The organism is Pseudomonas tehranensis, assembly GCF_014268615.1.
Lineage (GTDB): Bacteria > Pseudomonadota > Gammaproteobacteria > Pseudomonadales > Pseudomonadaceae > Aquipseudomonas > Aquipseudomonas tehranensis.
Genome location: NZ_JABWQV010000189.1, coordinates 1 through 9,609, shown reverse-complemented (window position 1 = coordinate 9,609; position 9,609 = coordinate 1). Strand labels below are relative to the sequence as shown.

Annotated in this window: 9 protein-coding genes; 7 read left to right on the top strand and 2 right to left on the bottom strand. The window is 61.6% G+C overall.

What is annotated here, in order from left to right; genetic code table 11:
* Positions 1 to 56 precede the first annotated feature (56 nt).
* Together HU811_RS20715 and HU811_RS20710 are read right to left on the bottom strand one after the other, a co-directional pair.
* The gene (locus HU811_RS20715) at positions 57 to 536 is read right to left on the bottom strand and encodes a nuclear transport factor 2 family protein (RefSeq protein ID WP_092398373.1); all 480 of its coding nucleotides are present in this window, start codon (positions 534 to 536) and stop codon (positions 57 to 59) included.
* A gap of 55 nt (positions 537 to 591) precedes the next feature.
* Positions 592 to 1,161, bottom strand: a complete 570-nt coding sequence (locus HU811_RS20710) for a TetR/AcrR family transcriptional regulator (protein WP_186657848.1) — start codon at positions 1,159 to 1,161, stop codon at positions 592 to 594.
* 122 nt (positions 1,162 to 1,283) lie between these two features.
* On the opposite strand from HU811_RS20710, the gene pssA reads away from it, so the two are divergent.
* The 7 genes from pssA (at position 1,284) to HU811_RS20675 (ending at position 9,565) form a co-directional block, all read left to right on the top strand.
* Complete coding sequence (gene pssA / locus HU811_RS20705; RefSeq protein ID WP_092398369.1) at positions 1,284 to 2,627, top strand: CDP-diacylglycerol--serine O-phosphatidyltransferase; 1,344 nt, start codon at positions 1,284 to 1,286, stop codon at positions 2,625 to 2,627.
* Between the two features lie 11 nt (positions 2,628 to 2,638).
* Positions 2,639 to 3,655, top strand: coding sequence for an AraC family transcriptional regulator (locus HU811_RS20700; protein WP_186657846.1), 1,017 nt, complete (start codon positions 2,639 to 2,641; stop codon positions 3,653 to 3,655).
* 233 nt (positions 3,656 to 3,888) lie between these two features.
* Entirely contained in the window at positions 3,889 to 5,553 is a 1,665-nt protein-coding gene (locus tag HU811_RS20695; protein WP_186657844.1) for an AMP-binding protein, read from the top strand.
* A 16-nt stretch (positions 5,554 to 5,569) separates the two neighbouring features.
* Positions 5,570 to 6,331 carry an SDR family NAD(P)-dependent oxidoreductase gene (locus tag HU811_RS20690; RefSeq protein WP_186657842.1) on the top strand — a complete coding sequence of 254 codons (762 nt, stop codon included), beginning with the start codon at positions 5,570 to 5,572 and terminating at the stop codon, positions 6,329 to 6,331.
* Positions 6,332 to 6,342: 11 nt separating this feature from the next.
* The gene (locus HU811_RS20685; protein WP_186657840.1) at positions 6,343 to 7,530 is read left to right on the top strand and encodes an acetyl-CoA C-acyltransferase; all 1,188 of its coding nucleotides are present in this window, start codon (positions 6,343 to 6,345) and stop codon (positions 7,528 to 7,530) included.
* Positions 7,531 to 7,539: 9 nt separating this feature from the next.
* Positions 7,540 to 8,667: an acyl-CoA dehydrogenase gene (locus tag HU811_RS20680; protein ID WP_092398361.1), complete on the top strand. Its 1,128-nt coding sequence runs from the start codon at positions 7,540 to 7,542 to the stop codon at positions 8,665 to 8,667.
* A 124-nt stretch (positions 8,668 to 8,791) separates the two neighbouring features.
* The gene (locus HU811_RS20675; RefSeq protein ID WP_092398359.1) at positions 8,792 to 9,565 is read left to right on the top strand and encodes an enoyl-CoA hydratase; all 774 of its coding nucleotides are present in this window, start codon (positions 8,792 to 8,794) and stop codon (positions 9,563 to 9,565) included.
* Positions 9,566 to 9,609 lie beyond the last annotated feature (44 nt).

Here is a 9,609-nt window from a genome sequence, read left to right as displayed (position 1 = left end):
TTCGCGAGCAAGCCCGCTCCCACAAGGTTTCTGTTGCCTATACAAATGCTGTGGGCTTACAGCCCCAGGTCAGACAGCCCCGGATGATCATCCGGCCGGCGCCCCAGCGGCCAATGGAATTTGCGTTCGCTTTCCTTGATCGGCATGTCGTTGATGCAGGCGTAGCGGTTGGACATCAACCCTTGCTCGTCAAACTCCCAGTTTTCATTGCCGTAGGAACGGAACCAGTTGCCCGAATCGTCGTGCCATTCGTAGGCGTAGCGCACGGCGATACGGTTGCCGGTGAAGGCCCACAGTTCCTTGATCAGCCGGTAGTCCAGTTCCTTGGCCCATTTGCGGGTCAAAAATGCCTTGGCCTCTTCGCGGCTATGGGCGAATTCGGCACGGTTGCGCCATTGAGTGTCCAGCGTATAGGCCAGGGACACCCGTTGCGGGTCGCGGGAGTTCCAGCCGTCTTCGGCCAGGCGGACTTTTTCAATGGCCGATTCACGGGTGAACGGCGGCAGCGGCGGACGAACTTCAGCAGTGGATGACATGGCAGATCTCCAGTGAGTGATTGAGCAAGTGGCACAGCGGTTTACAGGAAACAGGTTATTCAGTGTCGGCCAATAAAGACGTGAGTATGTTTTGGGCCTGGTCGGCGGCGCTGTGATCGCCCATGACCAGTGCGACGGTAATGGCGCCATCGATCAGGATCAGTAACTGTCGGGCCAAGGCGTCCGGGCGCTCGACGCCTTGTTCTGTGCATAGCCGGGTTACATAATCGAGCAACTTCTGTTTATGCAGTTTGGCGACCTGGCGGACCGGGTTCTGTGGGTCGCCGGTTTCGCCACTGGTGTTGATGAATGCACAGCCGCGGAAGCCTTCGCTGTCGAACCAGGCTTTGAGCACGGTAAACAGGTTGAGCAGCCGAGCGTGCGGAGTAGGGGCCTTGTCGACCTCACTGCTGAACCAGTGCATCCAGCGCTCGTCACGCCGCTGGAGGGCGGCCACGATCAGATCGTCCTTATTGGTAAAGTAGCGATAGATACTTTTCCTGGAGACGCCGGCGGTTTTCACCAGCAGGTCCATGCCGGTGGCCGCGATGCCACTTTTATAGATCAACTTTTCGGCGACATCGAGAATAATGTCTCGGGTCTCATTGCTATTGATTTCGTTCATGGCGCCAAGAGTAGAACGATCGTTCTCCTTGGTCAAATTGTTTTTTCATGACGCCCTGAAGACCCGAACCCATCGATGGTGTAAGCTCAACCATTCTTCGGATTCGACCTTTTGCGAGCCCTATGCCGTCGCTTTTCAAACGCCCCTTGCTGCCTAAGCTACGCAGCTTTGCACTGACCGCCGATGCCGTGACCATCCTCGATGGCGCAGCCCAGTTCCGCCGTTGCCTGCTGGAGAAAATCGCCCAGGCCACCCAGCGCATCTACATCGTCGCCCTGTACCTGCAAGAGGACGAGGCCGGGCAGGAAATCCTCGATGCCTTGCACGCCGCCAAGGCCAAGCGTCCTGAACTGGACGTGGTCGTGGTGGTGGACTGGCTGCGAGCCCAGCGCGGGCTGATTGGTGCCAAGAAGCAGCCGGGCAATTCGGCGTGGTATCAGGAGCAGACCCGCACTCACGCCAGCGAAGTGCCGATCTACGGTGTGCCGGTGCAGACCCGCGAGTTGTTCGGCGTGCTGCACCTCAAAGGTTTCGTGATCGACGACTGTGTGCTTTACAGCGGCGCCAGCCTCAATAACGTCTACCTGCACAAGTTCGACAAATACCGCTACGACCGCTACCACCTGTTGCGAAATGAGGCGCTGGCCGATTCGATGCAGCACCTGATACAGCATGGTTTGATTGCTTCCAGCGCTGTGCATCGTCTGGATTTGCCGAACCTGCCCAGCACTCGCAGCCTGCGCAAGGACATCGGCGATCTGCGCAGCCGGCTCAAGTACGCAGCGTATGACACGCAGGCCGGCAGCCTCGACAGGAGCGGCCTGTCGGTGAGCCCGTTGCTGGGCGTGGGCAAGAACAATCCGTTGAGCCGGGTGATCGGTGAATTGATTGCCAGCAGCCGCCGGCAACTGACCATCTGCACGCCGTATTTCAATCTGCCCCTGGGGGTGACCCGGGAGATCAATCGCGCGCTGGCTCGCGGGGTCAAGATCGACATTATCGTCGGCGACAAAACCGCCAATGACTTCTACATGCCACCCAGCGAGCCGTTCAAGATCATCGCCGCGCTGCCCTATCTCTACGAAATCAGCCTGCGACGCTTCGCCAAGCGCCATCAGCGCTACATCGACAGCGGCCAGTTGAACCTGCACCTGTGGCGTGACGGCGACAACACCTATCACCTCAAGGGCATGTGGATCGACGAGCGCTATACGTTGTTGACCGGCAATAACCTCAACCCGCGAGCGTTTCGCCTGGACCTGGAAAACGCGTTGTTGCTGGATGACCCCAAGGGCGAGCTACTGGGGCCACGCCAGGCCGAGCTTGAGCAGATTTACCAGCACACCCGGCGCATCGATCGATATCTGGACCTGGAAACCCTGCCGGACTATCCCGCCGCAGTCGCCAGGTTTCTGAAACGGGTCAGCCGGGTGCGGATAGAGCGGCTGCTTTACCGGATCCTGTGAAAGCCCGTGCCATGTCGGAAAAAGACACCATCTCCATCCAGTTGGTGCGTGAGGCGCTGCTGCAAAGCTGCGCCCCTGGGCCGGCCACCGATGAAGTGCTGAGCAAGGTCGGTATCGACCCAGGATTGCTCGATAGCCCCCAGGCGAGGGTCCCGGCCCACGCCTATGCGCGGCTCTGGCGTTTGCTGGCCAGGCGACTGGATGACGAGTTTTTCGGCATGGATGGGCGCAAACTCAAGTCGGGCAGCCTGGCCTTTCTTTGCCAATGCGCCATGGCCCAGCCGACGTTGGCGGGCGGGTTGACCGCGGGGCTTGGGTTCCTCTCGCTGATGTTCGAACAGTTGCCGGCCCAGTGGAGCCGCCAGCAGAGCCTGGCGGAGATCGTCCTGCTGGAGGACGATCAGGACCCGCGCCGGGCCTTCACCTATTTCACCTACTGGATGATTGTTCATGGCGTGGCCTGTTGGCTGGCCGGGCGGCGTATTCCGATTCTTTCCATTGAGTTGCGTTGCCCGGAACCGGATTTCTGCGACGACTATCGTGTGATGTTCTCGCGAAACCTGCGCTTTGACCGGCCCCGCACCCGGATGATCTTCGCCGCCGAATGCCTGGACCTGCCCATCCGACGCAGCACCGAGGAACTCCACCGCTTTCTGGCCCAGGCACCGGCCAACATCCTGGTCAAGTATCGCGACCCGCAAAGCCTCGCCAGCCGCATCCGGCACGACCTGCGCCAGTTACCGCCCGAGCAGTGGCCGGAGACCGAGGCTCTGGCCCAGCAGTTGTGCGTTTCGGCCTCGACCCTGCGCCGCCGCTTGGCGGAGGAGGGCCAGACGTATCAAGGGCTCAAGGACAGTGTGCGCAAGGAGTTGGCCATCAACTGGCTAGCCGAACCTTCCATCAGCTTCGTGGAAATCGCCGCGCGCCTGGGGTTTGCCGATGCCAGTTCTTTTTACAAGGCGTTTCGCAAGTGGTCCGGGTCCAATCCGGGGCATTATCGCAGCCTGATCCTCAACGATCCTGGCTGATCCGGCATGTGGGTTGGCTGAGTTGACGCTATCGCGGGCAAGCCTTGTTCCCACATAGGGGTCGCATTGCCCCGGTGGGAGCGAGCCTCTCAGACTCCAGATCACCCAACCATGGCCAAACCAGTCAAGCAACTTGATAGCTTTGACCATTGCCGCCCAAGCCCTTCGGCGCGAGTATTTCCCTGCTGTTTACGGTTCCCCCAACCAATAAAAAGTACAGAGGGATTCTGGTCATGCGCGATTACTCGTCCGCCACGTCACAGTTCGATTACCTGCACACCGTCAACACCGCACTGCACGGCTCGCTCGAGGCGCTGAACGCCTGTGTCGAGTGTTGCGACCGGCATGCGTTGCCAGGGCGCATTGCCTTGTTCTGGGAGGGCCGTGACGGCAGCGATGCGACCTGGACTTACCGTGACCTGCAGGATAACGCCGCGCGTTTTGCCAATTTCCTCCTGGCCCAAGGCGTGGGCAAGGGTGACAAGGTAGCCGGCCTGCTGCCGCGCACCGCTGAACTGCTGATCGTGGTACTCGCCACCTGGCGCATCGGCGCGGTGTATCAGCCGCTGTTCACTGCATTCGGCCCCAAGGCCATCGAACATCGCCTGGGCAGCTCAGGCGCGCGTGTTGTGGTCACCGACGCGGTCAATCGTCCCAAACTCAACGATGTTGCCGATTGCCCCACAGTGGTCACCGTCGGCGGCGCAAAAGGCCAAGGCATCGTCCGCGGCGATTACAGTTTCTGGGCAGAAGTGGCGAACCATGCAAACCACTGCGAACCGGTGATGCTCAGTGGCGAAGACCCGTTCCTGCTGATGTTCACCTCCGGCACCACCGGGCCGGCCAAGGCGCTGTCGGTGCCGCTCAAGGCCATCGTCGCATTCCAGAACTACATGCGTGACGCCGTGGACCTGCGTCCCGAAGACGCCTTCTGGAACGTCGCTGACCCGGGCTGGGCCTACGGCATCTACTTCGGTGTGACCGGACCTCTGGCAATGGGGCATCCCATCACGTTCTACGATGGGCCGTTCACCCTGGAAAGCACTTGCCGAGTCATCAACAAGTACGGCATCACCAACCTCGCCGGTTCGCCCACCGCCTATCGTTTGCTGATCGCCGGGGGCGAGCAGTTCGCCCGCTCGATCAAGGGCACGCTGCGCGTGGTCAGCAGCGCCGGCGAGCCGCTGAACCCGGAGGTCATCCGCTGGTTTGCCGACAACCTGAACGTGGTGATCCACGATCACTACGGCCAGACCGAACTGGGCATGGTGCTGTGCAATCACCACGGGCTGGAGCATCCGGTGCACATGGGCGCGGCCGGTTTTGCCTCGCCGGGCCACCGGATCGTGGTGCTGGATGAAAATAACCGTGAATTGGGCGTGGGCCAGCCGGGTATTCTCGCCGTCGACCGCAGCCAGTCACCGATGTGCTGGTTCGCCGGTTATGAGGGCGGGCCCACCAAGGCTTTCGTCGGCGATTATTACCTGAGCGGCGACACCGTTGAGTTCAACCCCGATGGCAGTATCAGCTTCGTCGGCCGCAGCGACGACGTGATCACCACTTCCGGCTATCGCGTCGGCCCGTTCGACGTGGAAAGCGCACTGATCGAACACCCGGCCGTGGTCGAGGCTGCGGTGGTCGGCAAGCCCGATCCCGAGCGCACCGAACTGGTGAAAGCCTTCGTGGTGCTCGGCGCCCAATACCGCGCCGCGCCGGAGCTGGCCGAAGAGCTGCGCCAGCACGTGCGTAAGCGCCTCGCCGCTCATGCCTATCCCCGTGAAATCGAATTTGTCAGTGATTTGCCGAAAACCCCAAGCGGCAAATTGCAGCGCTTTATCTTGCGCAATCAGGAAGTCGCCAAGGCCCAAGAAGCCGCGGCGCATAACGTTTCAGCTTGAATCCAAGGAAACCATGATGCAGATCGACAACAAGATTTTCCTCGTCAGCGGTGGCGCGTCCGGCCTCGGCGCGGCCACCGGCGAGATGCTGGTCAAGGCCGGCGCCAAGGTGATGCTGGTGGATCTCAATGCCGAAGCCGTGGCTGCCCAGGCGCAAAAGCTTGGATGCCAAAGCGTGGTGGCGGATATCAGTGACGAGGCGGCTGCGGCTGCGGCGGTCAAGGCCACCGTGGATGCGTTCGGCGGCCTCAACGGCCTGGTGAACTGCGCCGGCATCGTGCGCGGCGAAAAGATCCTCGGCAAGAACGGCCCGCACGCGCTGGCCAGCTTCAGCCAGGTGATCAACGTCAACCTGATCGGCAGCTTCAATCTGCTGCGCCTGGCCGCCGCCGCCATCAGTGAAACCGAGGCCGAGGCCGACGGTGAGCGTGGCGTGATCATCAACACCGCTTCGGTGGCGGCCTTCGACGGCCAGATCGGCCAGGCTGCCTACGCGGCCTCCAAAGGCGCCATCGCCAGCCTGACCCTGCCGGCCGCCCGGGAACTGGCGCGCTTCGGCATCCGTGTGATGACCATCGCCCCGGGTATTTTCGAAACCCCGATGATGGCCGGCATGACACCCGAAGTACGCGACTCCCTGGCCGCCGGCGTGCCGTTTCCACCGCGCCTGGGCAAACCGGCCGAGTACGCGGCGCTGGTCAGGCATATCATTGAAAACACCATGCTCAACGGTGAGGTGATCCGTCTTGACGGCGCCTTGCGTATGGCTGCCAAGTAGGAGCAACTGTCATGTCCCATGATCCGATTGTTATCGTCAGCGCCGTCCGCACCCCCATGGGCGGCTTTCAAGGTGAACTGAAAAGCCTCAGCGCGCCGCAACTGGGCGCCGCTGCCATTAAAGCAGCCGTGGAGCGGGCCGGTATTGCGCCTGATGCGGTGGAAGAAGTGCTGTTTGGCTGTGTGCTCGCGGCAGGCCAGGGCCAGGCCCCGGCGCGCCAGGCCGCGCTGGGGGCTGGGCTCGACAAGTCGACCCGCTGCACCACGCTCAACAAGATGTGTGGTTCGGGCATGGAAGCGGCAATTCTCGCCCATGACATGCTGATCGCCGGCAGCGCCGAGGTGATCGTGGCTGGCGGCATGGAAAGCATGTCCAACGCGCCATATCTGCTCGACCGCGCCCGCAGCGGTTTGCGCATGGGCCACGGCAAGGTGCTCGACCATATGTTCCTCGATGGCCTGGAAGATGCCTACGACAAGGGCCGCCTGATGGGCACCTTTGCCGAAGATTGCGCTGAAGCCAACGGTTTCAGTCGCCAAGCCCAGGATGACTTCGCCATCGCCTCCACCACCCGCGCCCAACAGGCGATCAAGGACGGCAGTTTCGACGCCGAGATCGTGCCGTTGCAGGTCATGGTTGGCAAGGAACAGGTCACGGTGCGCCACGATGAGCAGCCGCCCAAGGCCCGCCTGGACAAGATCACCTCGCTCAAACCGGCGTTCCGCGAGGGCGGAACGGTTACCGCAGCCAATGCCAGTTCCATCTCTGACGGTGCCGCAGCCCTGGTCCTGATGCGCCAGAGCCAGGCCCGGGAGCGAGGTTTGAAGCCGTTGGCGGTGATTCACGGCCACGCCGCGTTTGCCGACACCCCGAGCCTGTTCCCCACCGCCCCCATCGGCGCGGTGAAGAAACTGATGGACAAAACCGGTTGGTCGCTCGACGACGTGGAGCTGTTTGAAATCAACGAGGCTTTCGCGGTAGTAGCGTTGGCGACCATGGGCGCGCTGGAGATCCCCCATGACAAGGTCAACGTCCATGGCGGCGCCTGCGCGTTGGGCCACCCCATCGGTGCGTCGGGCGCGCGGATCCTGGTGACGCTGCTTTCGACCCTGCGCCAGAAAGGCCTCAAGCGGGGCGTCGCGGCCATCTGCATCGGTGGCGGCGAAGCCACGGCCATGGCCGTTGAATGCCTGTATTAAGGAATCGACATGCTCCCGACTGAAGAACAGACGCAAATCAGCGACATGGCCCGAGACTTCGCCCAGGAACGCTTGAAACCGTTCGCCGCCGAGTGGGACCGTGAGCACCGCTTCCCGAAAGAAGCCATCGGCGAGATGGCCGAGCTGGGTTTCTTCGGCATGCTCGTGCCGGAACAGTGGGGCGGTTGCGACACCGGTTACCTGGCCTACGCCATGACCCTGGAAGAAATCGCCGCCGGCGACGGTGCGTGCTCGACGATCATGAGCGTGCACAATTCGGTGGGCTGTGTGCCGATTCTCAAGTATGGCAACGACGAGCAGAAAGAACGTTTCCTCAAGCCGCTGGCCAGCGGCGCGATGCTGGGCGCCTTTGCCTTGACCGAGCCCCAGGCCGGTTCCGACGCCAGCGGTCTGAAGACCCGCGCCAAGCTCAATGGCGACCACTACGTACTCAATGGCTGCAAGCAGTTCATCACCTCCGGGCAGAACGCCGGGGTGGTGATTGTGTTTGCGGTGACCGATCCGAGCGCCGGCAAGCGTGGCATCAGTGCGTTCATCGTGCCCACCGATTCGCCGGGCTACAGCGTGGCGCGGGTCGAAGACAAGCTTGGTCAGCACGCTTCCGACACCTGCCAGATCCTGTTCGAGGATGTGCGTGTTCCGGTGGGCAACCGCTTGGGAGAGGAGGGCGAGGGTTACAAGATCGCTTTGGCAAATCTGGAAGGCGGGCGGGTCGGCATTGCGGCGCAGTCCGTGGGCATGGCCCGCGCGGCGTTCGAAGCGGCCCGCGACTATGCTCGCGAGCGGCAAAGTTTCGGCAAACCGATCATCGAGCACCAGGCCGTGGCGTTCCGCCTGGCGGACATGGCCACCCAGATCGCCGTGGCGCGGCAAATGGTGCATTACGCCGCTGCTTTACGCGACAACGGCCAGCCGGCGTTGGTGCAAGCGTCCATGGCCAAGCTGTTCGCCTCGGAAATGGCCGAAAAAGTCTGCTCCATGGCGTTGCAAACCCTGGGCGGTTACGGTTACCTCAACGACTTCCCGCTGGAGCGCATCTACCGCGACGTGCGGGTCTGCCAGATCTACGAAGGCACCAGCGACATTCAGCGCATGGTCATTTCGCGCAATCTTTGAACAGCGCTTTCGTAGGCGCTGCCCAAGACTGCGATCTTTTGATTCTGGTCTTTTAAAAGATCGCAGCCTTCGGCAGCTCCTACGGGGGATCGATAAATATACAAATGCTTAACAGGAGTCCTGCATGAGCTACGAAACGATTTTATTGGAGATCAAGGACCGCGTTGGCCTGATCACCCTCAACCGTCCCCAGGCGTTGAACGCCTTGAACGCGCAGATCGTCAGCGAGCTGAACCAGGCGCTGGATACGCTGGAGGCTGATCCGAAGATTGGTTGCATCGTGCTGACTGGCTCGAAAAAAGCCTTTGCCGCCGGTGCCGACATCAAAGAGATGGCAGAGCTGACCTATCCGCAGATTTACCTAGATGACCTGTTCAGCGACAGCGACCGAGTGGCCAACCGGCGCAAGCCGATCATCGCGGCGGTGAACGGGTTTGCCTTGGGCGGTGGTTGCGAACTGGCGTTGATGTGCGATTTTATCCTGGCAGGTGACAATGCCAAGTTCGGCCAGCCGGAAATCAACCTTGGGGTGCTACCGGGCATGGGTGGCACCCAGCGCCTGACTCGCGCAGTGGGCAAGGCCAAGGCCATGGAAATGTGCCTGACCGGCCGTTTTATCGATGCAGTGGAAGCCGAGCGTTGCGGTATCGTCGCGCGCATCGTGCCGGCCGATGAGTTGCTCGACGACGCGCTGAAAACCGCCGCTCTGATTGCCTCCAAGTCAGTGCCCATCAGCATGATGGTCAAGGAGAGTGTCAACCGCGCCTTTGAAGTCAGCCTGTCCGAAGGTGTGCGTTTCGAGCGCCGGGTCTTCCATGCGGCATTTGCCACGCACGATCAGAAGGAAGGCATGGCGGCGTTCGTGGCTAAGCGCGCGGCGGAGTTTCAGGACAAGTAATGCGGCGTCTTCATTGACGCCATCGCGAGCAGGCTCGCTCCCAC